Source organism: Collinsella sp. HCP28S3_E12 (assembly GCF_052065595.1).
Lineage (GTDB): Bacteria > Actinomycetota > Coriobacteriia > Coriobacteriales > Coriobacteriaceae > Collinsella.
In genome coordinates, this window is record NZ_JBQHTS010000005.1 from 1 (window position 1) to 23,691 (window position 23,691).

Genomic DNA, 23,691 nt, shown 5'->3' on the forward strand with positions numbered 1-23,691 from the left:
GAAGAGCCCGATCGCCGCCTTCCTGGCCTCGATGTCGTGCTTCACCCTCAAGTCGACACGCATAAAAAGCCTCCCATTTCTCATGTCCAAGAAATGGGAGGCAGTTCAAATGAGCTACCTAAGCGGTGTTCGCTCATTCTGTAAGCATCGGAATTTGCGGGCGTCACAGGGGCAAACCGTGAGAAACTTATTGACGTTTATGGAGCGTATACGATGGGAGCGATGCCTTGGATAAGAACGAGCTGCAAAAGCGTATGGAACAGGCCATCCGCCTGACGGCACCTGGTCAGCCGATCCGCACCGCCCTTGACATGATCATCGCCGGTCACCTGGGCGCCCTTATCTGCGTCGGCGACACCGAAAACGTGCTCGCTGCCGGTAACGACGGCTTCCCGCTCAACATTTCGTTTACCTCGAACCGCCTGTTCGAGCTTTCCAAGATGGACGGCGCCATCGTCATCGACGGCGACCTTACCCAGATCCTGCGCGCCAATTTCCACCTCAATCCCGACCCCTCGCTCGCCACGAGCGAGACGGGCATGCGTCACCGTACTGCCGCTCGCATGTCGGTGCTCACCGACGCCATCGTGATCTCGGTCTCGGCCCGTCGTGCCGTCGTCAACGTGTATGTGCACGGCAAGAGCTATGAGATTCAGCCCGTCACCACCATCATGAGCTCGGTCAACCAGCTCGTCGCTACGCTTCAGACCACCCGTCAGTCGCTCGACCGCTCCCTGCTGCGTCTGACGGCCCTCGAGCTGGACGACTACGTCACGCTCGCCGACATCACCGGCATTTTCTCGAGTTTCGAGATCATGCAGCAGGCAAAGACCGAGCTTAAGGATTGCATTGTCAAGCTGGGCAACCAGGGCAAGCTCGTGCAGATGCAGCTCGAGCAGCTCGCCGGCTCCAGCATGGATACCGAGTACGACTTGATGATTCGCGACTACGCAAGTGATTCCTCCGAGGCAAACGCCGAGAAGATCCGTGCCGAGCTTAGCCGCATGACGCCCAAGGACTTGTCCGACCCGCAGCATGTGGCGGCGGTTCTGGGTTACGACGACCTGGACGAGGACTCCGTCATGACGCCGCTGGGCCTGCGCACGCTTTCGCGCGTGTCCGTCGTGCGCGACGGCGTGGCCGAGAAGATCGTCGACGAGTATGGCTCGCTGCAGGAGCTCATGGACGACATCAGCAAGGATCCGGAGCGCCTGGGCGACTTTGGCGTTAACAACCCTGCCATTCTTGCGGACTCCCTGTACCGCATGAAGGGCACCAAACAGGGGAACGCATAATGGCGCCCGTATGCGCTGTGGTCGTTGCCGGTGGCAGCGGCCAGCGCTTTGGTAATCCCGGTGGCAAGCAGCTCGTCAATGTAGCGGGCCGTCCGCTTATGAGCTGGTCCATCCGCGCGTTTGACCGTAGCGATAAGGTCGGCCATATCGTCGTGGTTTGCCCTGCCGAGCGTCGTGCCGAGATGCGCCGCCTGGCCATCAGCCCGTATTCGTATAACACGCCCATCAGCTTCGCCGATGCCGGCGATACCCGCCAGGACTCCACTCGTGCCGGCGTGCATGCGGTGCCGGCAGGCTTTGAATACGTCGCCATTCACGACGGCGCTCGTCCGCTCATTACTACCGAGGCCATCGATCACGCTATCGACGTGCTCGTGAGCGACCGCTCGCTCGACGGTGTCGTGTGTGGCCAACCCGCGATCGACACGCTCAAGATCGTCGATGGGGACAACATCGTCGAGACGCCGCCACGCGAACTCTATTGGGCCGCACAGACGCCGCAGATCTTTAGTGTCGACGCCATGAAACGCGCCCATGCCGCGGCGATTGCCGAGGGCTTTATCGGTACGGACGATTCGTCACTGGTCGAGCGCATGGGTGGGCGCGTCCGCTGCGTCCAGAGCCCGCGCGACAACCTTAAGGTGACGGTGCCCGAGGACTTGCGTCCCGTAACCGCGATTTTGCTCGGTCGCATGGCCGAGGGAGAGGACCTTCCCCATGTTCAGTAACCTGCGCATTGGCCACGGCTACGACGTTCACCGTTTGGTGGAGGGGCGTCGATGTATCATCGGCGGGGTCGACATTCCCTACGAGCGCGGCCTGCTGGGCCACTCGGATGCCGATGTGCTCGCGCACGCGCTGGCCGACGCTATTCTGGGCGCCTGCCGCGGGGGAGACATTGGCAAGCTGTTCCCCGACACCGACCCCGCCTATGAGGGTGCCGACTCGATGGTGTTGCTTGCCCGCGTAATGGACTATGCGCGCGAGCTGGGCTTTGAGTTTGTCGATGCCGACTGCACCATTGCCTGCCAGCAGCCTAAGATCACCCCGCACCGCGATGCCATGCGTGCCAACTTGGCCCATGCCCTGGGCGTTGACGTCGAAAACGTGGGCGTCGCCGCCACCACGACCGAAAAGCTCGGTTGGGAAGGTCAAGGCGAGGGAATTGGCGCCTGGGCCGTCTGCCTGCTACAGAAAACCGTTAAGGAGTAACGAATGCGTATCTACAACAGCGCTACCCATAAAAAGGAAGAGTTCCAGCCCATCGAGCCCGGCAAGGTCCGCATGTACGTGTGCGGCCCCACGGTTTACGACAACATCCACATCGGCAACGCCCGCACGTTCATCAGCTTCGATGTGATTCGACGCTGGCTCATCGCGAGCGGCTACGAGGTCACGTTCGCCCAGAACCTCACCGATGTCGACGACAAGATCATCAAGCGCGCTAACGAGCAGGGCCGTACGGCCGCCGAGGTCGCGACGGAGTTCTCGGATAAGTTTATTGGCGTCATGCGCGCTGCCAACGTGCTCGATCCCGATGTGCGCCCCCGCGCCACCAAGGAGATCGGCCCCATGATTGCCATGATCAAGGCGCTCATCGAGCAGGGCCACGCTTACGCCGCCGATAACGGCGACGTGTACTTTTCCGTGCGCAGCGATCCCAACTACGGTCAGGTCTCGGGCCGCAACATCGACGACCTTATGGTGGGTGCGCGCATCGAGGAGAACGAGGACAAGAACGACCCGCTCGACTTTGCGCTGTGGAAGGCCGCCAAGCCCGGCGAGCCCAGCTGGCCGAGCCCCTGGGGCGAGGGCCGTCCCGGTTGGCACACCGAGTGCGCCGCCATGGTGCACCGCTACCTGGGTACCCCGATCGACATTCACGGCGGTGGTTCCGACCTTGCCTTCCCGCATCACGAGAACGAGTGCGCCCAGGCTGCCTGCGCCTGGCACCAGGGTTTCTCCAACACCTGGATGCACACGGGCATGCTGCTGGTCGACGGCGAGAAGATGTCCAAGTCGCTTGGTAACTTCTTTACGCTGGCCGAGGTGCTCGAGCAGCACTCCGCTGCCGCCCTGCGTCTGCTGATGCTGCAGACGAGCTATCGCTCGCCGCTCGACTTCTCCTGGGAGCGCCTGGAGGGTGCCGAGAATTCGCTCACGCGTATCGCCGGTACGGTCGAGAACCTGCGCTGGGCCGCGAACCATGCGACGGCCGATGCCGATGAGGCAGCATCTGAGGCGTTTGCCGCCAAGGCTGCCGAGACCCGTGCCACCTTTAAGGAGTGCATGGACGACGACTTTAACACCGCCGGTGCCATGGGCGCCGTCTTTGGTTTTGTCACCGAGTGCAATCAGTATCTGGAGCAGGCGGGCGACGCTGCCGACAAGGCCGCGGCTCTTGCTGCCGCCGATACGCTGGTCGAGCTGCTCGATACGTTTGGCGTTGAGCTTCCCGAGCCCAAGGTCGAGCTGCCGCTGGGCCTTTTGGGCGTTGCCGCCGGCTTGGTCGCCTACACTGGTGACGACGTGGACGAGGCCGCTGCCAAGATTCTCGAGGCTCGCGCCGAGGCCCGTGCCGCCAAGAACTGGGACTTGGCAGACGCCATCCGCGATCAACTCAAGGACCTGGGCCTGACGATTGAAGATACCGCCGCCGGCACCCGTATCAAATCCCTCTAACCCCCGCGGGTTTCCCAAGCACCCGACCGCCCGAGCCACGGCACCTTGCCTTTCAATCGTCGGGCATGACCTCAAGGTCTATGCCCTCTTCTTTCAAGGCAATCTGCCGCACCTCGGGCGGTCGGTCTATTTGTTTCGTTTGATAGTTGTATTTAGGAGGCCGTCCTATGGCCGACAATCGCAAGCGTGCGCCTCGTGGCGGCAAGCAGGCCGCTTCTGGCTCGCGTCCGATTCGCCGAAATGACCGCGCTGCCGCTTCCAAGGGCCAGCGCGATCGTACCCAAGCTGCGCGTCCGCAGCGCGATCGCAACCGCGACGCTGTCCAGGCTCCCAAGGGCGAGTTTATCGAAGGCCGTCGCGCTGCCGTCGAGGCCCTGCGCACCGGTTTTCCCATCAAGTGCGCACTTATTGCCGAGGGCGGGGAGCGCGATGCCGCCTTGTCTCGTCTGGTCGATGACCTCAACGCCGCGGGTGTCCGCATTAAGTACGTGCCGCGCGCGCAGCTCGATGCGCTGTCGAGCCATGGCGCTCACCAGGGCATTGCACTCGAGGTGGGCAACTTTCCTTATGCGGATGTCGCCGATATCCTCGACCGTGCAGGCGAGGGTCCGGCACTTGTCGTGGTGCTCGACCACGTGACCGACGACGGTAACTTTGGCGCCATCGTGCGCTCCGCTGAGGTCGTGGGCGCCGCGGGCGTCATTATTGCCAACAAGCGCGCTGCCGGCGTGACCGTGGGCAGCTACAAGACCTCAGCCGGCGCCGTCATGCATCTGCCTATCGCGCAGGTCCCCAACATTGCCCGTGCGCTCGACGATCTTAAGGCCGCTGGCTTTTGGGTGGGCGGTGCCTCCGAGCACGCCGAGGGCAGTTGCTGGGATGCTCCCTTCGAGGGCCGCGTGGCGCTTGTCATGGGCTCCGAGGGCGACGGCATCTCGCGCCTGGTACTCGAGAAATGCGACTTTTTGACCAAGCTTCCTCAGCGTGGCATGACCGAGAGCCTCAACGTTGCCCAGGCAACGACGGCACTGTGCTTTGAGTGGCTACGTCGCAACGCCGGCGAGCTCATGGGGGAGGAGTAGCGCATGTCCAAGAAGAACCGCGCCAAGTCTAAGGCCAAGCGCTTTGGCGAAGGCTCGGCCAAGCCGATTGTCTCGGCCGCGACCTACGGCGTGGGCGGCAATGCGTTTGCGCAGGCTATCGCCGACCCAGTCTCCACGGTGCACTCCAATAAGCCCGAGCTGTTGGTGGTCGACGGCTACAATGTGATCCACTGCACGCCGCGCTACGAAAAGCTCGTGTACGACCATTCCGACGATCCGTATTCCAGCGACGTTCACGATATGGCGCGCACCGCCCTTATCAACGACGTTGCCGCCTTTGCCCAGGGCCGCTACGAGGCCGTAATTGTGTTTGACGGTGCAGGCAATATCTCTAGCGAGCGTCCCAACCTGCCGGCTCGCGGCGTGCGCATCGAGTTTTCGCCGACGGGTGTATCGGCCGATACCGTGGTACAAAAGCTCTGCATTGAGGCGCGCGAGGAAGGTCGTGCGTGCTCCGTGGTATCGAGTGACGGCACAATCCAGGCCGTCGTCATGGGCAAGGGCGTTACGCGTATCTCGAGCCGTATGCTGGTGGACGAGATCAAACAGATCGATAACGACGTCCGCGAGGCAGAGGAGGCTCCGCAGATCAAGATGACTCTGGGCAGTCGCCTGAGCCCCGAGGCACTGGCCAAGCTCAAGGCCCTGCGCGGGAGGTAGGTAAACCTTCTATGGGGAGCTGCTTTCTCGATTGATCAACCAACTGGTTTGTAATCAATGGGTTGCGGCTTGGCATCGCCAAAACGAATAGTTTTTGGTTCTGGCGAACAGATAAAACTATTCGTTCTGACGAATAGTTTTGAGATATGGTCGATCAAAGGGCCTGTTGCGCCCCGTCCGCAATTCCTTTATTCTTAATTGGCTTCGCGCGAAAGCGCCAAGTGTGCCAGTGTGGCGCAACGGTAGCGCAACTGATTTGTAATCAGTGGGTTGCGGGTTCGATTCCTGTCACTGGCTCCATGAGAGTTTCGGGCTCTGTTCCCTAGTGGGACAGGGCCCGTTTCTTGTGGGCAGCTAGATTCGACTGTCCGCCGTCAGTTTAAAAGCTTTCAGGTACAAGATGCCGCCGATAACGTACATGCAGGCATCAAGCGGATCTGGGGTACTAAACTCGAGCACCATGGGCGCAAGTACTTCCCAGCAGATTGAGCATCCCACCGATAATGCCAAGCTACTTGCAAAGTTGCATATCGGCGTTTTCCCGCTCACCGTTTCGCAGAGGACGTTTACGTAGGCGGGAAAAATGATTCCTCCGCACAGATCTCCGAGCTGATAATGGGCGAAGTCGTAGGGGAGGAAAAAGTCGAAGCTCGCAATGTATCTGTTAACGAGATACACGATGCCGGCAAGCAGCGGCAGAAGATTTGCGCTGGAAATAAGCGCGGATTTGAATCGTTTAGCCACAGACCGCAAACATAGTCAGGCCAAGGCAAATGCCCAAAGCAATGATGATGATCTGGCTGCAGCCGTTACCCGAAGGGACCATGACACTCTCTTTCTCGATACATTAGTAAATTAAAGTATGCCACAGCCAGCAGCGTATTTGTTGAGCAACAACCTGTGGCTGATACCGTGTTACACGGCCTTGCGTCGGCTGAGGCATCAGCCGAATGACCTGGCACCTGTCGTGATGGCGCTCGACAATGGCGTGAGCACCGTCTACGCCCGTGACGGGCTATCGGTAGAACACATCATCTGGCTTCGAATAATGGGGGCGAGTGCGAGTATTGGCGTTCCTCGAAACGCTCGTTGCGCTCGCCGATTAATAGGCAACCCGTTGGGACTCATTACGCAGCCCGATTTAAACTGCTGACTTGGGTACCGCATGCATTTCGCATAGCCGCGGGAGGCTGCGCAACCGCCTGACGCTATTTATGAGTCATGAGCTGTTTTGGTTATGCGAGATATCGAAAGGAATTCTAGGATGTCTGTAGATCTGAAAACAGTAAAAGATGCGATGAGCCTTGCGGCGAAGGTCCTGGTTGCGGCCGCGGACGTCATTGATGGCGCAAAGCAGCTCGGCGTCGATGTCGAAGCTGTCGGCGGCGCTGTAAAGGATGCTGCGGATGGTGCCGCTAACGGTGCACGTGTCGTTGCCGATGGTATTGGCAAGGGGCTCGGTGTCGCGGCCGACGGCTTTGGCGCGGCAGTTGGCGCGCTGGGCGGCGCCGCGAAAGCGTTGCAGGACTCAAGAGAGGCCGCCGAGGCTCGCAAGAAGATCAACGCCGCAAGGCAGTCGATTTTCGAAAGTGCGTCCACGGCGATGCCCCTGCACAAGTTTGTCTGCCAGCAGAAAAAGGCTGCCGATGCCGCGTTTAACGGCTTTGATATGCCTGGCTGCTACCTTATCGCAAAGTATCAAAAAGGCGATCACGATAAGAACTACAGTGACTATCTGGGAATTTATGTGGGCTCAAGCGAGCACATGTCGGAGGATATCGTTTCCACGCCCACGCGCTTGGGCGATCCGGATGTCTATGCCGATTATAAGTACCATCAAAACGTGATGCTATTTGTGTTTCCCTGCGAGCTAAAGGACCTCGATGAACGTCGCGAGCTCCTGCTGCGCTCGTTTGAAGGCAGCAGACTCTACAACGGATCTGAGGTACTGGCTTAAGGGCTTGATTGGGGTTGGTCGACAATCTAGATCTGTAACACGAGGACGAGCGTTCAGCTCCCAGCTGTTACAGATTTAGACAATCTGGGGGCGAGCTGAGAAGTGTCTCAATCTGTAACAACTAGGGAAGGAAAACCGTTCTAACTGTTACAGAATGAGACGTAAGCTAGGGTCTCTGCGAAACATCTCAATCTGTAACAACTAGGGAAGGAAAACCGTTCTTGCTGTTACAGATTTAGATAAATGGGAGACCTCCAGGGAAACATCTCGATCTGTAACAAATAGGGGAGAAAATGTTCTCTAAATGTTACAGATCGAGACAAAGGCCGGACCGGTCCCAATCATCCTGGTTGAGCGAGGATATTCGGACGCACGAGGATCGTTATCGAAAGTCGATGCCGCAAGCGTACTCCACCACACCAAAGTGTTCCCTCGGGAAATGTCGCCAGCGCGGCCAAATCCGCCGTCCTTCATATCTAAATTCAGCAAAACCGCAGGTCAAAGGTATATAGATACGCCCGGTACCGTGTATTTAGAGGTTTTCGTTGACAGCCCCCAAGGTTGCATCGTATTATCTTTTTCGTTCGCGGGGGCGGAGGCCCAAAAGACCAAAGAACCTGCGGATACTTGAACGATTGGGAGTTTGCCCGAGTGGTTAATGGGGACGGGCTGTAAACCCGTTGGCTCTGCCTACATAGGTTCGAATCCTATAGCTCCCACCCGTCAAGTGCCTGTATAGCTCAGTCGGTAGAGCACTTCGTTGGTAACGAAGAGGTCACCAGTTCAAGTCTGGTTGCAGGCTCCATCCGGCGGTGTAGCTCAGTTGGTTAGAGCACACGGTTCATACCCGTGGCGTCACTGGTTCGAATCCAGTCACCGCTACCATAGGTAACACGGTGGCTTCTCAATAGTATGTTGAGAAGCCACTATGGTATAAAGGCATAGTCCCGTCCGGGGACGACCTGTTTAGAGGAGGGCTTTATGGCCAAAGAGAAGTTTGAGCGCACTAAGCCGCATGTTAACATCGGCACCATCGGTCACGTCGACCACGGCAAGACCACGCTGACCGCTGCCATCACCAAGGTTCTCTCCGAGACCGAGGGCTGCAAGGCTGACTTCACTGCGTTCGAGAACATCGACAAGGCTCCCGAGGAGCGCGAGCGCGGCATTACGATCTCCGTCTCCCACGTCGAGTACGAGACTGCTGCCCGTCACTACGCTCACGTTGACTGCCCGGGCCACGCTGACTACGTCAAGAACATGATCTCCGGTGCTGCTCAGATGGACGGCGCTATCCTGGTCATCGCCGCTACCGACGGCCCCATGGCTCAGACCCGCGAGCACATCCTGCTCGCCCGTCAGGTCGGCGTTCCCTACATCGTCGTCTTCCTGAACAAGTGCGACATGGTCGACGATGACGAGCTCATCGACCTCGTCGAGATGGAGACCCGTGAGCTCCTTTCCGAGTACGAATTCCCCGGCGACGACATCCCCGTCATCCGTGGTTCCGCTCTGGGCGCTCTCGAGGGCGACGCCAAGTGGATGGACGCCATTCGCGAGCTCATGTCTGCCGTCGACGAGTACATCCCGACGCCTGCTCGTGACAACGACCTCCCGTTCCTGATGGCCGTTGAGGACGTTATGACCATCTCCGGCCGTGGTACCGTTGCTACCGGCCGTGTCGAGCGCGGTGAGCTCAAGCTCAACGAGCCCGTCGAGATCGTCGGCATCAAGGATACCCAGAACACCGTCGTTACCGGTATCGAGATGTTCCGTAAGTCCATGGACTTCTGCGAGGCTGGCGACAACGTCGGTCTGCTGCTCCGCGGCATCAAGCGCGAGGACATCGAGCGCGGCCAGGTTCTCTGCAAGCCCGGTTCGGTTACCCCGCACACCAAGTTCACCGGTGAGATCTACGTTCTGACCAAGGAGGAGGGCGGCCGTCACACCCCGTTCTTCGATGGTTATCGTCCTCAGTTCTACTTCCGTACCACCGACGTTACCGGTACGGTCAAGCTCCCCGAGGGCACCGAGATGGCTATGCCTGGTGACCACATCACCATCGAGGGCGACCTCATTCACCCGATCGCTATGGAGGAGGGCCTGCGCTTCGCTATCCGCGAGGGTGGCCACACCGTCGGTTCGGGCATCGTCTCCACGATCATTGAGTAAATTAGCTCTCTGATACAGCTGACTTAGAGAACCCGGCACTTATATGGGTGCCGGGTTCTTTTCTACGTGGGTCTTTTTGCCTGATGATTACGCTTAGCTCGCTCTTAAGTTGAGCGTGAGGGATCGATTAGATCTCGTTGGCTCCATTGATGTGTTCCAAATATGAATGGATCTACCGAGAACCAATTGATGCGAGGTTTTCATTGACAGCACTTACGTAGAGCTGATAAAGTACCAACTCGTGCCCGTACGGGGCGGATATGAAAGGTTCAGGATACATGCGTACTCTAGTTACTCTTGCGTGCACTGAGTGCAAGCGCCGCAACTATACGACCACTAAGAACAAGGCGAACATGCCTGATCGTATGGAGATCAAGAAGTATTGCCCCTGGTGCCGTCACCACACGCTGCACAAAGAGACTCGCTAGTCTCTAGTCACATACGCCAGTAGTTCAATTGGTAGAGCATCGGTCTCCAAAACCGAGTGTTGAGGGTTCGAGTCCTTCCTGGCGTGCCAGTCATTATTCCGTAAGCTCCCGTTTGGGGGCTTACGGTTTACTCATGTATAAGCGCATTGCGCGGAGGTAACCCAAATGGCCAACAAGAAGAACAAGAAGAAGGCACAGCAGCAGGCGCCTGCCAACAAAGCTGCCGCCAACTCCAAGGTTGAGGCCAAGAAGGCCGTTGCCAAGAAGAGCGAGAAGGCTGCGAAGTCCAAGAAGAACGAGAAGCCCGGTTTCTTCGCCCGCACCAAGAAGTATTTTGCTTCGGTGAAGTCCGAGATGAAGCGTGTCACGTGGCCCGATAAGAAGGAGCTCGTGAACTACTCGGTCGTCGTTTGCGCTTCTCTGATCGTCGTCGGCGTCGTCATCGCTCTGCTCGATGCTGGCTTTGGCGAGGCTCTTGCTCTGTTCTCTGGATTGAGGGGCTAAACCATGTCTAAGCGTTGGTACGTCGTCCACACTTACTCTGGATACGAGAACCGCGTTAAGTCCGATCTCGAGCATCGCATCGAGACCATGGGCATGCAGGATCGTATCTTTGATATTGAGATTCCTATGGAGCGCGTCACCGAAATCAAAGAGGGTGGCAAGCGCGAGACCAAGGATTCTAAGATTTTCCCGGGTTATGTCCTGGTTCGCATGGAGATGGATGACGATGCATGGACGTGTGTTCGCAACACGCCCGGCGTCACCGGTTTCCTGGGCGGCAACGGCAAGCCCGCTCCGCTTTCCCGCGACGAGTACAATAAGATGACTCGTCGTCCCGGTAAGGGCGATTCGCCCAAGCGTACGTCGGTTGATATTGAGGTTGGTACGTCCGTCCGCGTCACCGATGGCCCGCTTACCGACTTTGATGGCAAGGTCTCCGAGGTTAACGCCGAGGCAGGCAAGCTCAAGGTCACGCTGATGATCTTTGGCCGCGAGACGCCGGTCGAGCTTGACTTTAACCAGGTCGCTGTCATCGCTTAAGTTTTCGTCCGTTCGCGCGAGCGTGCTTCTTCTGTGACTGCTCATCTCAGGAGTGCTTCTAACACGTGCGTGCTTACGATATAGCAAGTACTTCACACTCGTGATTCGAAAGGAATGACCATGGCTGAGAAGAAGGTTGCCAACGTCATTAAGCTCCAGATTCCTGCTGGTGCCGCTAACCCCGCTCCTCCCGTCGGCCCCGCCCTGGGCGCTGCTGGCGTGAACATCATGCAGTTCTGCCAGGCCTTTAACGCCGAGACGCAGGACAAGAAGGGCGACATTATCCCCGTTGAGATCTCTGTCTACGAGGATAAGTCCTTCTCCTTCATCACCAAAACTCCGCCGGCGGCTCACCTCATCAAGAAGGAGCTGAACCTCAAGTCTGGTTCCGCTAAGCCCCAGGCCGACAAGGTTGGCCAGCTCTCTCAGGAGCAGCTCACCAAGATCGCCGAGATCAAGATGCCGGACCTCAATGCCAACGACATTGACGCCGCCAAGAAGATCATCGCCGGTACCGCCCGTTCCATGGGCGTCACCATCGCTGAGTAGCGTTTTTCTAGGTAACGACGGGTGCTCCGACCGGGGCGCCCGTTAAATGTGTGCAATAGGGCACACGATACGATGTGGGAGGGCTCACGCCCGTTTAACCACAGGAGGTAATGCACATGGCTAAGCATGGTAAGAGCTATAACGCCGCTGCCGAGAAGGTCGACCGCGCCACGCTCTACACCCCCCTTCAGGCTGCCAAGCTCATCAAGGAGCTCGACACCGCCAAGTTCGACGAGACCGTCGAGGCCCACTTCCGTCTGGGCATCGATACTCGTAAGGCTGACCAGAACATCCGTGGTTCCATCTCCCTGCCCCACGGCACCGGCAAGACCGTTCGTGTTGCCGTCTTCGCCGAGGGCGAGAAGGCCCGTGAGGCCGAGGCTGCCGGTGCCGACATCATCGGTTCCGACGAGCTCGTCGCCCAGATCCAGAAGGGCGAGATCAACTTCGACGCCGCTATCGCTACGCCGAACATGATGGCCAAGGTTGGCCGCATCGGTAAGATCCTTGGTCCCCGTGGCCTCATGCCGAACCCCAAGCTCGGCACCGTGACCATGGACGTCGCCAAGATGGTCTCCGAGCTCAAGGCCGGCCGCGTTGAGTATCGCGCCGACCGTTATGGCATCTGCCACGTGCCCCTGGGCAAGAAGTCCTTCTCTGAGCAGCAGCTCGTTGAGAACTACGCTGCCCTGTACACCGAGATCCTGCGCGTCAAGCCCTCTTCTGCTAAGGGCAAGTACGTCAAGTCCATCTCTGTGTCTTCCACCATGGGCCCTGGCGTCAAGGTCGATCCCGCTGTCCAGCGTGACTTCCTGGCTGAGTAACTTCTAGTTACTGCCTGAGCAAAGCAAGCATTGCTAAAGGAACCTGGTTCTGTCTCGTGCAGGACCGGGTTCCTTGCTATTTCGGGCCAAAACCAACACGAAGGAGATAGGCGCCTTTGTGGTGGTTTTGGTTCAAAATCTCCGTTGCGCGTCGTTTTGCCTGTGTTACACTTTAGCCTAGTGTAGTGATTACCCGAGGCTGAAAGGAGCCAGACATGTTCTATAACAAACAGCAGCTCCTAGGCCTAGCGCTACTAGATTAGATAGCGCGCTAGGGTTGTAATTTCGCTATAACGATTAGTTGTACCCGGGTGCGCTATCTTCCGCCGCTTTTGGGCGTGATGAGCGACACGGGTATTATTCTATCTTGAGGCACTCCATCTCTCCTGAAAGCCATCTGTATCTTTAGCCTGTCAGGAGGAAATCATGAGCCGCAAAATCGCAATCTTTGACACAACGCTTCGTGACGGGGAGCAGTCTCCCGGCGCCAGCATGAATACCGAGGAAAAGCTCGTTATTGCACGCCAGCTGGTACGTATGAATGTCGACGTGATCGAGGCTGGATTTCCTATTTCGAGCCCCGGTGATTATCGTTCCGTACAGGAGATTGGCAAGATCGCGGGTGACCGGTGCACGGTATGCGGTCTCACCCGTGCGGTCGATAAGGATATCGAAGTGGCCGCAGAAGCCCTCAAGACGGCTCAGAGGCCCCGTATCCATACCGGTCTGGGTGTGAGTCCCAGCCATTTGCGCGACAAGCTCCATATGACCGAAGACGAGGCTATCGAGCGTGCCGTTCACGCTGTAAAGCACGCTCGTAAGTTTGTCGACGATGTCGAGTTTTATGCCGAGGATGCGGGCCGCTCCGATCAGGAGTTCCTGGTCTGCATTATCGAGGCAGCGATCAAGGCCGGCGCTACGGTCGTGAATATTCCGGACACCACGGGCTATAACATGCCTTGGGAGTTTGGTGCTCGTATTCGCGATCTGCGCGAGCGCGTGGCCGGCATCGAGGACGTTACGATTTCGGTCCACACGCATAACGATTTGGGCATGGCCACAGCCCTTGCACTCGAGGCGGTCCGCAATGGCGCGACGCAGATCGAGTGCACCATCAACGGCTTGGGCGAGCGCGCGGGCAACACGGCGCTCGAGGAGGTCGTCATGGCCATGAGGATGCACGAGCAGGATCTGGATGCACATACCGATATCGTGACGACCGAGCTCACGCGCGCATCTAAGCTCGTCAGTTCAATCACTGGTATCAACGTGCAGCCCAACAAGTCCATTGTGGGTGCTAATGCGTTTGCACACAGCTCGGGCATTCACCAGGATGGCGTGCTCAAGGCGCGTGACACCTACGAGATTATCGATCCCAAGGACGTGGGTGCAGCGGGATCCGAGATTATCCTTTCGGCACGTTCGGGCCATGCGGCACTGCGCCATCGTCTCGCCGAGCTGGGTTATACGTTTGGCGATGAGGAATTCGAGTCGATCTATCAGCGCTTCTTGGAGATTGCAGATCAAAAGAAGGAAGTATTTGACGAGGACCTGGAGTCGATGATTCAGGAGCGCCAGCGCGAGGTCAAGGCGATCTACACCCTCGACGCGCTTCAAGTTTCCTGCGGCGACCCGCTTATTCCTACGGCCACGGCAACCATCACGGACGAGAATGGCGCGACACGGGTAGTTTGCTCGACGGGTACTGGTCCGGTTGATGCGGCCTACAAGGCGGTCGACAAGGCCATCTCTGCCCATGGCGAGCTGACGGAGTTCAACGTTAAGGCCATTACGCGTGGTATCGACGCCATCGGTGAGGTGACGGTGCGCATCACCGCCGAGGATGGAAAGATTTACACCGGCCGCGGCGCGGATACCGACATTATCGTGAGCTCGGCCAAGACTTACATCAACGCTATTAACCGCATGATTCAGACCAACCGTTCCAAGGCGGGCAAGTAACGATATTCGGCAGGGCAAAGCCCGCTTGAGAGGGGAATCACATGGCACGTCCCATGACCGTAGCAGAGAAAATTTTGGCGGCACACGCAGGCCTGGATGAGGTAAAGCCGGGCCAGCTGGTCGAATGCGACCTGGACATTGTGCTCGCCAACGACATTACCGCGCCTATCGCGATCGATGTCTTTCGCGAGCTGGGTGCCACCGAGGTATTTGATCGCGATCGCGTTTGCCTGGTGCCCGATCACTATGCGCCCAACAAGGACATCAAGAGCGCCGAGCAGACCAAAAAGATGCGAGATTTTGCGCACGAGCAGCATGTGACGCACTATTACGAGCAAGGCTGCGCGGGCATTGAGCATGCCCTGCTGCCCGAGCGCGGCGTGGTGGTCCCGGGCGATCTGATTATCGGTGCCGACTCGCATACCTGCACGTATGGCGCCTTGGGTGCGTTTTCGACCGGTGTGGGCTCAACAGACGCCGGCGTGGGCATTGCCACGGGGCGCGCATGGTTTAAGGTGCCGCCGACGATTCGCTTTGAGATTAATGGCGAGCTTGAGGACGGTGCCACCGCCAAGGACATCATCCTGCACATTATCGGCATGATCGGCGTGGACGGTGCCCTGTACCAGGCCATGGAGTTTGCCGGCAGCACCATCGAGGGCCTGTCGATGGAAGGTCGCATGACAATTTCGAACATGGCGATCGAAGCGGGCGGCAAGGCGGGCATTATCGAGGTCGATGATGTTGCCCGCGCCTGGCTCAAGGGGCGCTGCGAACGTGATTACGTTGAGTATCACGCCGATCCAGACGCCGAGTATGCCCAGGTTATTGCCATTGACGCGGCCGACATTAAGCCGTGTGTATCGTGGCCGCATCTGCCCAGCAACACCCATCCGGTGAGCGAGAGCCGTCACATCATGATCGACCAGGCGGTAATCGGCTCGTGCACCAACGGACGTATCGAGGATATGCGTGCTGCGGCCGAAGTCATGCGCGGCCATAAGGTTGCCGACGGGCTGCGTTGCATCGTGATTCCGGCGACCCAGGCGGTCTTCCGCCAGTGCATGAAGGAGGGATTGACCGACATTTTCCTAGATGCCAACTGTGTGTTCTCCACGCCCACGTGCGGTCCGTGCCTGGGCGGCTACATGGGCATCTTGGCGGCGGGGGAGCGTTGCGTTTCTACGACCAACCGCAACTTTGTCGGCCGTATGGGCGACCCCACGTCCGAGGTCTATCTGGCCTCGCCGGCCGTGGCGGCTGCTTCTGCCGTGGCGGGGCACATATGCTTGCCGTCTGACCTGTAGGGGCTACGGGGTCCTTCGACCTTTGCTCGCTACTGCGGACAGTCCTGGCACTTTTTTGTTCGCCGAAGGCGAACGCTAACTTTCCATTAGCTTTTTTGTAGCCGAAACGCGAACGAGGGATTTGATATTTGCTTGCGTCGAGTTCCGCACGAGCCGGAGAGCACTTAATGTGCTCTCCGTGCGAGCAGGACTGTCCGAGTAAGTAAGTAAATATCAAATCCCCCGCATTCCATTTTTGAACGGAGAATGATATGAACTTTGAAGGTTCGGTTTTTCGATATGGTCGTGACGTTGATACTGATGTGATTATTCCTGCTCGGTATTTGAACTCGTCGGATCATGCGCACTTGGCGGCGCATGCTATGGAGGATATTGATCCCGCGTTTGCCTCTGCCGTGAGGCCTGGTGACATCATTGTGGCTGAGGAGAACTTTGGTTGCGGTTCTTCGCGTGAGCATGCCCCGGTTGCCATTAAGGCTGCAGGGGTGTCGTGTGTTATTGCCAAGAGCTTCGCACGCATCTTCTATCGCAATGCCATTAACGTGGGCCTGCCCATTATGGAGTGCCCCGAAGCTGTCGATGCGATTTGTGCCGGCGATACCGTGAAGGTCGATACCGATGCGGGTGTCATCACCAACGAGCGTACTGGCGAGACTTTTACAGCTGAGCCGTTCCCGCCATTTATTGCCGAGATTATCGAGGCCGGCGGTTTGGTTGCGCGCACGCGTGCCAAGATTGTCGCGGCAAAGGGTCAGGAGGCGTAAGCGATTATGACGGTCAAGCTGGATAATCCGTTTGCAAACGGGCCGAGTAGCGAAAGCTGGAGCTGCAACGTGAAGAAGACCTATAAGATCTGCTGTCTTCCTGGTGACGGCATTGGGCCCGAGGTTATTACCGAGGGTAAGAAGGTGCTGGCTGCCGTGGGCAAGCGCGCTGGCGTAGAGTTTGCCTTTGAGGATCACCTGATTGGTGGCGCGGCGATCGATGCGTGCGGCAATCCGCTGCCCGATGAAACCCTTGTGGCGGCAAAGGCGTCGGACGCCGTGCTGTTGGCATCCGTCGGTGGCCCAAAGTGGGATTCGACCGATCCGGCGGCCCCGCGCCCCGAGCAAGGCTTGCTGCGTATCCGCAAAGAACTCGGCCTCTATACCAACCTTCGCCCCGTAAAAATCTACGACGCACTTGCCAGCGCATCGACGCTTCGTCCCGAAGTCATCAAGGGCGTTGACATGGTACTTGTCCGCGAACTTACCGGTGGCATTTACTTTGGCAAGCACGAGCGCTTTTATGACGAGGGCGGTGCGGGCACCGACGGTGTGGCTGGCCAGCGCGCGGTTGACGTAATGGAGTACCGCGAGTACGAAGTTGAGCGCATCGCCCGCCAGGCGTTCGAGGCAGCTCGCAAGCGCCGCGGCAAGGTGACAAGCGTGGACAAGCGCAATGTATTGGAGACGAGCCGCATGTGGCGTGAGGTCGTGCATCGCGTGCATGACGAGGAGTATCCAGATGTAGAGCTTGAGGACCTGCTCGTCGACAACGCCGCCATGCAGCTCATTAACCGACCGGCCGACTTTGACGTCGTAGTTACGGAGAACATGTTCGGCGACATTCTCTCCGACGAGGCGGCGCAGATTACCGGATCGCTCGGCATGCTTGCCTCGGCTTCGCTGGGCGATGGCGTGTCGCTGTTTGAGCCGAGCGCCGGCAGCGCGCCCGACATCGCGGGGCTCGGTATCGCTAACCCGCTCGCGCAGATCCTGTCGGCGGCAATGCTGCTCACGTACGCGCTCGACATGGGTGGGCAGGCTGCTTGGATCGAAAATGCCGTGGCACGTGTGCTTGACGAAGGCTGGCGTACCCGCGACATTGCCGATGCCAGTACCCCTGCCGATAAGATCCTCGGCACGACCCAGATGGGCGATAAGGTCATCGCCGCGCTGTAGCGTCGAGATGTCCGGAACCACCACAAAGGTGCTTGTCCCCTTTGTGGTGGTTACCAGGGGGTTCTGGCGGTTGAGGACTCGATTGCCTCGTGGCGCTTGAGCTCGCGGCGCATGGTTTGCGAATTGAGCCAGGCTGCCTGCCAGCCACGGATGGGGTAGCGCGCCTCGTCCAGCTCAAGCTGCGTATAGCCGCAGGCGTTGATAATCGTCGTCCCGCATGCGTGCTGGCGTTCGCGTTGAAAGTCGCGAACATAGCATTGGTGCACATGCCCGTGCACCATGTAGTCGGGATTCCATGTCTCGAGCGCTGTGTTAAAGCATTCGAATCCCCGATGTGGCAGATCGTCCAGATCGCCCATGCCGGCGGCGGGCGCATGGGTGAGCAAGATGTCGCAGCCGCCGACCATCCTCACTTTGCGGGACAGCTTACGCATGCGCTTGGCCATCTCGCGCTCGGTGTACATGTTAGCGCCATCTCGATAGCGCATGGAGCCGCCAAGCCCCGCAATGCGGACGCCGCGATACACGTACACGGTGTCTTCGACACAGATGCAGCCGCCCGGTGCATGACGCGCGTAGCGGTCATCGTGATTGCCACGCACGTAGATGAGCGGTCTGTTGATGACCGTGACCAAAAACTCAAGATAGTCCGGGTCCAGATCGCCAGCGGACAAAATTAGGTCGACACCCTCAAAGCGTTCCTTGCGAAAGCACTCCCACAGGCATCGCTCTTCGGTATCGGCTATGGCAAGGATTTTCATAGAGCACGGACCTTCGGCTCATCGTCAGGCTGCGGAATGGTGCCCACCACGTTGTCTGCCAGCCAGTCCATCTCGACGATTTGCGTGCTCGGCAGTGGGGGAAAGCCCTCAATCTGCACCACGCCGTCTTGGCTATGGAGCTCGCCGCCAAATGGATTGATGGAGCCCTCGACGATGCCATTGCGGAGGAGCTGAACAAGCTTGCGCGTCTGATAGGGCAGACCCGGAGCGTAGCGAATATCGATAACGCCCGAGCTCATGCCATACCAGTAGTTGACGGCGCGAACCTGGCTGTCGTCACTGGTCTCGTCCCAGGTGCCATGCAGTAGACTTCGCACGATAAGCTCGTAGTATCGGCCCCAGTTCCATACCGGCATGGCAATGCCGGCAACCTTGCCATCGACCAGGCGGTGGAGTCCGTAGGCCGTGGGGTCTTCGAGCGACTTTGACATGTCGGCGCCGGTCATGACGCTCACGCCTTCGCGGCACATGGCTTCGGCAAGGCCTCCGGCGGGCACATCGCCCCAGGTCAGGATAATTTGCGCACGGGGGTCGAGCAGCGAGGCACCAATCGCAAAGGCGTTGATCTCGCTGAGTGCACCCGAGGCGAAGACCGACGCGTGGTAACCGATGCGGTGGTTGTCCGCCATGCTGGCGGCAAGGGCGCCCAGGAGAAACTTGGCTTCGTACATCTTGCCAAAGTACGAACGGACGCTTTGGTGGGGAAGGCCGATGGAGCAGTTAAGGAACCGAACCCGGGGATATTCAACGGCAGCCCTGAGCGTGTATTCCATCAGGCGGTGCGAGGTCGAGAAGATGACGTTTGCTCCATGTTTGACAGCCGTTTCCACGGCGGCGTAGAACACGTCCGGATCGTGACAGTCCTCAAACGCCTCGGTGCGCACGATACCTCCAAAGTGCTCATCGAGATACTGACGCCCTTGGTCGTGCAGGCTGTCCCAGCTCGACGTCGCACAGGTGAATTCATGGATAAAGGCGATGCGCAGGGGGTTGGCCGCCGAATAGACGGTCTTGCCCATAAAGAAGTTGAGCATACCGGAGGTGGACTTGGCGGGCGACTCCTCCTCATCGACGTTCGGCGCTTCGACAAGATCGACCTTGTCCTCATCACTTTTCCCGGCGATGACCAGCTCGCGCCAGATCTTGCACAGGCGGTTTACGACGATATCTGTCGGCGTATCCAGCAGGCGGTCCTGGTTGTACACATTGAGGTAGACGAGCATGGCGTCGGCGGGCGTAATGTCCAGGTGGTCGCCGCCCGCGCGAAGGTAGGCGCGCTTAAAGAGTAGGAAGGTGTGGCGCAGGTAATCGACCTTTTTCTGGGGCCATTTTTCGATAAGGTTCTGACCGAGCATCTTGGCGAGCGTTTCGTAGCTTCCTTCGCGCGAGAACTCGATCTCGTATAGGGGGCAGACGCGCCAAAACGCGCAGAACTCTCCGTACAGGCGGCTTTCGACGGAATCCCATTTGCCGGGATAGAGACGGGTCACCCTAGCCGAAACCGTCGGGGCGTCCAGGAATTTGAGGACACTGACGCGTTTGTTGCCCTCCTGGACATAGAACCGATGCATGAACTCGGTGACGATGATGGGGTCGCGATAGCCCTCGGTTACCTGAATGTCGTAGAGGTTGGACCACTTGCGGGCGAACTCGGTGCTAAACGGCAGCAGGGGCATAAAGTTGCATGAAAAGGCGGACTGACGGCCCTTGGTAACCGTGCCGACAACCATTTCGAGCGGAATATCCCGCAGGCCGACATTCTCTCGCTGACCTAGGGGGAGCTGGGCAACCAAACTGTCGAGGTCCGTAAGGTATGGATGATCGCTTTGGCTAATGGCGCGTCGACGTCCTTGCTCGCCGCGCTTGCGTGCTTGACGGTAGGCCTCTTCCATAGTTTGCTCCCTTAGTCGTTTAAACAACTGTATGAACTATGGTACCACGAATGAAAACCTCCCATTTTCCGATGTCAAGGAAATGGGAGGCAGTTCACTGTCCCCTTTGTGGTGCTTTAGGCGATGATGGGAGCGATAGCGCGGATGCAGGCGTCGGCAGCGGTGAGTGTGGTGCTGTCGTCACTGACGATAAAGATGATCTTGCCCTTGATGCCAAAGTCGCCGATTTCGCTAAAGAGCACGTAGGGCTCCTGGTCAAAGCCCGAGATGGGAAGCACGGCGGCCTTGGTGGCGCTGGTCAGCTCGTCTGCCAGCGCGTCAAGGGAAGCCCATTTAGACGTGTCCTTTACGGCAACGGGCACGGCCACACGTCCAAAGGGCATCAGATGCACGAGCGTGTCCTTGGAGATGTTGGAGTTGGGCACAATGATGGTCTGCCCGTAGGCATCCTCGATGGTCGTGTGGCGCCAGGTGATGTCCTGTACCACGCCCGACACGCCGCCGACCTCGATATTGTCGCCGGGCTTGATGATGCCCATAAAGGTCACCTGCATGCCGCCGATAAGGTTCGACAGCGTGTCCTGAAAGCCGAGCGAGATGGCAATGCCGCCGACGCCAAGAGCGGCGACGAGCGCGTTTGCGTTAATGCCAAAGCAGTTGTCGAGGATAAAACTGCCGCCGATCATCCAGATGACGGCGCGCGCAATGTTGATGAAGATACTCGATGCCGGAAGCGGGTTATCGTCGCGGTTGAGCAGGTGACGCAGCGTCTTGGAAACGACTTTGGCGGCGACGGCGGTGCCTATCGCCAAGATACCAGCCCAGATGATGTTGTGGACCCACCGCTGCTCAAAGAAATGAAGAATCGGCTCAAACAATTCCATGTAGGGAAAACCTCCTCAAGATCGTTCAACCATGATACCCACCAAAAAGCCCGTCCGATCAAAACGGACGGGCTTTTGCGCTCGATATAAGGTTTGTACGGCGGGGCTGCAAGGCCCGGCGGTGTAGCTTAGCGGCGGCGCTTCCAGATAATGCCGAGCATGATGACGATGACGCCGCCGATGAGGCATGCACCGACCACGGTCAGCGTACGGTCTCCCGTTGCGGCAAGCTTACCGGCCGTCTTCTTGGTGGTGATCTGCGTGGTCGTCGTGCCGGGGTTGGATGAGGGCTCAGGCGTTGGGGTCGGATGGGGTGCGGGGCTCTCGGCGGAGCCAAAGCTGATGGTGCCCGCGAGCGAGGCCATCTTGTTCTCCCAGTCGTCCTGCCCGATCAGTGCCCTCAGCGCTGCCTCGCACGTACTCCACTCGGCGCACTTCTTAGCTTTTGCAAAGGTGGGAAAGTCGGTCGTGTTGGTAATGATGTAGTTGTTGGTGGCGACGGCGTAGTTCTTGGCGGGGTCGAGCGCGCTGCCATCCTTGGTGAGTGTGGCGCTCACAATGCGCTTGCCTTCGGGCTGCGTCCAATCAATCGTCACGTTAATGCCGCCAAAGGAGAGAACGCTGCCAGAGTCATCGCGCCACTTGTACTTGTCTTGCGCCTCCTGCTCGGTATGGCCGGCTGCCACGTAGGCTTGCTGAAGCTCGTAGCTGTGATTGCAATCGTCGCTGATCTGCAGTGAGTGCTCAAGCGCTGCGAGGAAGTTTGCACCGGTCATGGTCCAGGTCTCCACGGTGTTGCCATAAGGCGAGATGGCGATGACGTTGCCGGCGGTCACATCGCCCGCCGCGATGCCGCCGCGGATGCCGCCCGCGTTTTCGATGGCGAGGTCTGCCCCCGTCAGGGCAAGATAAGAGCCGCAGATCACATGCCCGATGGTCTGGGCCTTGGTGGTGTCGCTCGCTTTGCTGGGACGCAAATCGGTGGTGCGCACCATCTCCCAGCCATGCGTACCCGCGGCGTCTTCGCCGTAGAAATAGTCAGTGGCGGATGTGCCGATCACTTTGTTCGACTCGATTTTAAAGGCGTCGTCGAGTGGCTTGATTTTGTTATTGCGAACCTCATCGAGTTGACTCTGGTAGAAGGCGCCCTTGTCGGGGTCTGCCAAAAGGTCGTTGACGTTCTTGGCGGTGTAGAGCTTCTCGTCGCTGTCGTCTGCGGGGATCGTGACCGTGTCATCGTCGGTCGTCACGGTGCCATTCGTGTCGTACTTGTACGGAATGGAAAGCAGGCCGACCTCGGCAAAGGCGCTGCCCGCCTCGACGACGCGGACCGGCTTGCCGTCGGCCCCCGTCACGTTTTCGTCTAAGTTGATGTGCTCGTGGCCCGCGACCAGTGCATCGACCCCAACGAGCCTTGCAGCAAAGGCCTTGGCGTTGAGCGTGTGCGCGATGCAGACGATAACGTTGCAGCCCTCATCCTCGCGCAGTCGCTTGGCCTCGGCATTGATGGCGGCTGCCGCATCCGAGAACGACGTGTCCTGGACAAGGCCCTCGCGCAGTGAGAATCCCAGCGACTCATCCATGGCACCCACGACGCCGACCTTGATTTTGTAGTCGAATGTGGAGTGATCTTCGCTGTCCTCCCAGGTACGGTCGAGCGTCTTGGTGATGCTCGAGCTCCATACGCCGATCGTAGACTTCGCGTTTGCGCAGAGCATGGCGAAGGGCGTGCCGGTGGTGCTGTAGCCGGTCATGGTGCGGAGCTTGTCCGCGCCGTAGCTCCAGTCGTGGTTGCCCGGCGTGGTCGCGTCGTAGCCGTTCGCATAAAAGGTGTCCATGAGCTCGGCGATGCTTTTGCCCTCGCTCATAGTGGCGAAGGACTGCCCGTGGAAGGTATCGCCCGCATCGAGCAAAAGATCGGGGGCACTGCCTTGAGCGCTATAGAGAACCGCCAGTCCGTCAAAGCCGACAGTGCCGGTACCCTTGCTTGGGTTGTAGCTGTACTTGTAGCTGCCGTGGATATCATTGGTGTGCATGACGGCCACGGAGCCGTCAATAGCGGCGGGCAGGTTCCCCGCGAAAGCGAGGCTTGGGATGCCTGTGAGCGCGCCAGCAAACAACGCGGCAGCTAACGCAAGGCGGGGGAGTCTTTTCATGGCGGCCTCCTTACTCTTTAACAAAAACCGCCGCAAAGGTGTCTGTCCCTT

At 58.6% G+C, this 23,691-nt stretch carries 22 protein-coding genes and 5 tRNA genes; 22 read left to right on the forward strand and 5 right to left on the reverse strand.

Annotated features, from left to right (window positions below):
- Positions 1–254 precede the first annotated feature (254 nt).
- From disA to ACTNBY_RS03005, 7 genes are all read left to right on the forward strand, one after another.
- Positions 255–1,295: a DNA integrity scanning diadenylate cyclase DisA gene (gene disA / locus ACTNBY_RS02975; RefSeq protein WP_370450554.1), complete on the forward strand. Its 1,041-nt coding sequence runs from the start codon at positions 255–257 to the stop codon at positions 1,293–1,295.
- Positions 1,295–2,023, forward strand: a complete 729-nt coding sequence (ispD, locus tag ACTNBY_RS02980) for a 2-C-methyl-D-erythritol 4-phosphate cytidylyltransferase (RefSeq protein ID WP_441063302.1) — start codon at positions 1,295–1,297, stop codon at positions 2,021–2,023. The genes disA and ispD overlap by 1 nt, the downstream gene beginning before the upstream one ends.
- Positions 2,013–2,507: a 2-C-methyl-D-erythritol 2,4-cyclodiphosphate synthase gene (gene ispF / locus ACTNBY_RS02985; protein ID WP_006234975.1), complete on the forward strand. Its 495-nt coding sequence runs from the start codon at positions 2,013–2,015 to the stop codon at positions 2,505–2,507. The genes ispD and ispF overlap by 11 nt, the downstream gene beginning before the upstream one ends.
- A 3-nt stretch (positions 2,508–2,510) precedes the next feature.
- Entirely contained in the window at positions 2,511–3,977 is a 1,467-nt protein-coding gene (cysS, locus tag ACTNBY_RS02990) for a cysteine--tRNA ligase (RefSeq protein ID WP_441038940.1), read from the forward strand.
- Between the two features lie 167 nt (positions 3,978–4,144).
- Positions 4,145–5,059 carry a 23S rRNA (guanosine(2251)-2'-O)-methyltransferase RlmB gene (gene rlmB, locus ACTNBY_RS02995; RefSeq protein ID WP_427796169.1) on the forward strand — a complete coding sequence of 305 codons (915 nt, stop codon included), beginning with the start codon at positions 4,145–4,147 and terminating at the stop codon, positions 5,057–5,059.
- 3 nt (positions 5,060–5,062) lie between these two features.
- Entirely contained in the window at positions 5,063–5,740 is a 678-nt protein-coding gene (locus ACTNBY_RS03000; RefSeq protein ID WP_154514764.1) for an NYN domain-containing protein, read from the forward strand.
- 225 nt (positions 5,741–5,965) lie between these two features.
- A tRNA-Thr gene (locus ACTNBY_RS03005) sits at positions 5,966–6,040 on the forward strand.
- Between the two features lie 54 nt (positions 6,041–6,094).
- Here ACTNBY_RS03005 and ACTNBY_RS03010 read toward each other — a convergent pair.
- Positions 6,095–6,484: a hypothetical protein gene (locus ACTNBY_RS03010; protein ID WP_441063303.1), complete on the reverse strand. Its 390-nt coding sequence runs from the start codon at positions 6,482–6,484 to the stop codon at positions 6,095–6,097.
- A 520-nt stretch (positions 6,485–7,004) separates the two neighbouring features.
- On the opposite strand from ACTNBY_RS03010, the gene ACTNBY_RS03015 reads away from it, so the two are divergent.
- The 15 genes from ACTNBY_RS03015 (at position 7,005) to leuB (ending at position 17,926) form a co-directional block, all read left to right on the forward strand.
- The gene (locus ACTNBY_RS03015) at positions 7,005–7,697 is read left to right on the forward strand and encodes a hypothetical protein (RefSeq protein ID WP_427727045.1); all 693 of its coding nucleotides are present in this window, start codon (positions 7,005–7,007) and stop codon (positions 7,695–7,697) included.
- A gap of 637 nt (positions 7,698–8,334) precedes the next feature.
- Positions 8,335–8,416, forward strand: a tRNA-Tyr gene (locus ACTNBY_RS03020).
- 10 nt (positions 8,417–8,426) lie between these two features.
- Positions 8,427–8,502: transfer RNA gene (locus ACTNBY_RS03025), tRNA-Thr, on the forward strand.
- A gap of 3 nt (positions 8,503–8,505) precedes the next feature.
- A tRNA-Met gene (locus tag ACTNBY_RS03030) sits at positions 8,506–8,582 on the forward strand.
- A 96-nt stretch (positions 8,583–8,678) separates the two neighbouring features.
- Complete coding sequence (tuf, locus tag ACTNBY_RS03035; protein WP_154514756.1) at positions 8,679–9,869, forward strand: elongation factor Tu; 1,191 nt, start codon at positions 8,679–8,681, stop codon at positions 9,867–9,869.
- A 278-nt stretch (positions 9,870–10,147) separates the two neighbouring features.
- The gene (gene rpmG, locus ACTNBY_RS03040) at positions 10,148–10,297 is read left to right on the forward strand and encodes a 50S ribosomal protein L33 (RefSeq protein ID WP_102372646.1); all 150 of its coding nucleotides are present in this window, start codon (positions 10,148–10,150) and stop codon (positions 10,295–10,297) included.
- 13 nt (positions 10,298–10,310) lie between these two features.
- A tRNA-Trp gene (locus tag ACTNBY_RS03045) sits at positions 10,311–10,386 on the forward strand.
- Between the two features lie 76 nt (positions 10,387–10,462).
- On the forward strand, positions 10,463–10,801 hold the full coding sequence (gene secE, locus ACTNBY_RS03050; RefSeq protein WP_154514754.1) for a preprotein translocase subunit SecE: 339 nt from the start codon (positions 10,463–10,465) through the stop codon (positions 10,799–10,801).
- A gap of 3 nt (positions 10,802–10,804) precedes the next feature.
- Positions 10,805–11,341 (forward strand): transcription termination/antitermination protein NusG, encoded by a 537-nt coding sequence (gene nusG, locus ACTNBY_RS03055; RefSeq protein WP_427718370.1) that lies wholly within the window; start codon positions 10,805–10,807, stop codon positions 11,339–11,341.
- 120 nt (positions 11,342–11,461) lie between these two features.
- On the forward strand, positions 11,462–11,890 hold the full coding sequence (gene rplK, locus ACTNBY_RS03060) for a 50S ribosomal protein L11 (RefSeq protein WP_022093893.1): 429 nt from the start codon (positions 11,462–11,464) through the stop codon (positions 11,888–11,890).
- A gap of 116 nt (positions 11,891–12,006) precedes the next feature.
- Positions 12,007–12,714 (forward strand): 50S ribosomal protein L1, encoded by a 708-nt coding sequence (rplA, locus tag ACTNBY_RS03065; protein WP_154514750.1) that lies wholly within the window; start codon positions 12,007–12,009, stop codon positions 12,712–12,714.
- A 426-nt stretch (positions 12,715–13,140) separates the two neighbouring features.
- Entirely contained in the window at positions 13,141–14,676 is a 1,536-nt protein-coding gene (locus tag ACTNBY_RS03070; protein ID WP_441063305.1) for a 2-isopropylmalate synthase, read from the forward strand.
- Positions 14,677–14,717: 41 nt separating this feature from the next.
- A complete protein-coding gene (gene leuC / locus ACTNBY_RS03075) occupies positions 14,718–15,983 on the forward strand; it encodes a 3-isopropylmalate dehydratase large subunit (RefSeq protein WP_441063307.1) in 1,266 nt (421 codons plus the stop codon).
- Between the two features lie 251 nt (positions 15,984–16,234).
- Entirely contained in the window at positions 16,235–16,747 is a 513-nt protein-coding gene (locus ACTNBY_RS03080; RefSeq protein ID WP_154514746.1) for a 3-isopropylmalate dehydratase small subunit, read from the forward strand.
- Positions 16,748–16,816: 69 nt separating this feature from the next.
- Positions 16,817–17,926, forward strand: a complete 1,110-nt coding sequence (gene leuB, locus ACTNBY_RS03085; protein WP_441063308.1) for a 3-isopropylmalate dehydrogenase — start codon at positions 16,817–16,819, stop codon at positions 17,924–17,926.
- A 50-nt stretch (positions 17,927–17,976) separates the two neighbouring features.
- Here leuB and ACTNBY_RS03090 read toward each other — a convergent pair whose 3' ends face one another.
- The 4 genes from ACTNBY_RS03090 to ACTNBY_RS03105 all read right to left on the reverse strand — a co-directional run bounded on the left by ACTNBY_RS03090 (position 17,977) and on the right by ACTNBY_RS03105 (position 23,640).
- Complete coding sequence (locus ACTNBY_RS03090; RefSeq protein ID WP_441063309.1) at positions 17,977–18,687, reverse strand: metallophosphoesterase family protein; 711 nt, start codon at positions 18,685–18,687, stop codon at positions 17,977–17,979.
- On the reverse strand, positions 18,684–20,600 hold the full coding sequence (locus ACTNBY_RS03095) for a BMP family ABC transporter substrate-binding protein (RefSeq protein ID WP_441063310.1): 1,917 nt from the start codon (positions 20,598–20,600) through the stop codon (positions 18,684–18,686). The genes ACTNBY_RS03090 and ACTNBY_RS03095 overlap by 4 nt, the downstream gene beginning before the upstream one ends.
- A 116-nt stretch (positions 20,601–20,716) precedes the next feature.
- The gene (locus ACTNBY_RS03100) at positions 20,717–21,484 is read right to left on the reverse strand and encodes a mechanosensitive ion channel family protein (protein ID WP_427718391.1); all 768 of its coding nucleotides are present in this window, start codon (positions 21,482–21,484) and stop codon (positions 20,717–20,719) included.
- 128 nt (positions 21,485–21,612) lie between these two features.
- A complete protein-coding gene (locus tag ACTNBY_RS03105; RefSeq protein WP_441063311.1) occupies positions 21,613–23,640 on the reverse strand; it encodes a bifunctional metallophosphatase/5'-nucleotidase in 2,028 nt (675 codons plus the stop codon).
- Between the last annotated feature and the right edge of the window lie 51 nt (positions 23,641–23,691).

Coding starts and splice junctions, on each gene's coding strand:
- ACTNBY_RS03070 (WP_441063305.1), top strand. CDS start 13,141: ATGAGCCGCAAAATCGCAATCTTTGACACAACGCTTCGTGACGGGGAG.
- rplA (WP_154514750.1), top strand. CDS start 12,007: ATGGCTAAGCATGGTAAGAGCTATAACGCCGCTGCCGAGAAGGTCGAC.
- secE (WP_154514754.1), top strand. CDS start 10,463: ATGGCCAACAAGAAGAACAAGAAGAAGGCACAGCAGCAGGCGCCTGCC.
- ispD (WP_441063302.1), top strand. CDS start 1,295: ATGGCGCCCGTATGCGCTGTGGTCGTTGCCGGTGGCAGCGGCCAGCGC.
- nusG (WP_427718370.1), top strand. CDS start 10,805: ATGTCTAAGCGTTGGTACGTCGTCCACACTTACTCTGGATACGAGAAC.
- rpmG (WP_102372646.1), top strand. CDS start 10,148: ATGCGTACTCTAGTTACTCTTGCGTGCACTGAGTGCAAGCGCCGCAAC.
- ACTNBY_RS03105 (WP_441063311.1), bottom strand. CDS start 23,640: ATGAAAAGACTCCCCCGCCTTGCGTTAGCTGCCGCGTTGTTTGCTGGC.
- rlmB (WP_427796169.1), top strand. CDS start 4,145: ATGGCCGACAATCGCAAGCGTGCGCCTCGTGGCGGCAAGCAGGCCGCT.
- disA (WP_370450554.1), top strand. CDS start 255: ATGGAACAGGCCATCCGCCTGACGGCACCTGGTCAGCCGATCCGCACC.
- ACTNBY_RS03090 (WP_441063309.1), bottom strand. CDS start 18,687: ATGAAAATCCTTGCCATAGCCGATACCGAAGAGCGATGCCTGTGGGAG.
- ACTNBY_RS03015 (WP_427727045.1), top strand. CDS start 7,005: ATGTCTGTAGATCTGAAAACAGTAAAAGATGCGATGAGCCTTGCGGCG.
- ACTNBY_RS03080 (WP_154514746.1), top strand. CDS start 16,235: ATGAACTTTGAAGGTTCGGTTTTTCGATATGGTCGTGACGTTGATACT.
- tuf (WP_154514756.1), top strand. CDS start 8,679: ATGGCCAAAGAGAAGTTTGAGCGCACTAAGCCGCATGTTAACATCGGC.
- cysS (WP_441038940.1), top strand. CDS start 2,511: ATGCGTATCTACAACAGCGCTACCCATAAAAAGGAAGAGTTCCAGCCC.
- ACTNBY_RS03095 (WP_441063310.1), bottom strand. CDS start 20,600: ATGGAAGAGGCCTACCGTCAAGCACGCAAGCGCGGCGAGCAAGGACGT.
- rplK (WP_022093893.1), top strand. CDS start 11,462: ATGGCTGAGAAGAAGGTTGCCAACGTCATTAAGCTCCAGATTCCTGCT.
- ACTNBY_RS03000 (WP_154514764.1), top strand. CDS start 5,063: ATGTCCAAGAAGAACCGCGCCAAGTCTAAGGCCAAGCGCTTTGGCGAA.
- ispF (WP_006234975.1), top strand. CDS start 2,013: ATGTTCAGTAACCTGCGCATTGGCCACGGCTACGACGTTCACCGTTTG.
- leuC (WP_441063307.1), top strand. CDS start 14,718: ATGGCACGTCCCATGACCGTAGCAGAGAAAATTTTGGCGGCACACGCA.
- ACTNBY_RS03100 (WP_427718391.1), bottom strand. CDS start 21,484: ATGGAATTGTTTGAGCCGATTCTTCATTTCTTTGAGCAGCGGTGGGTC.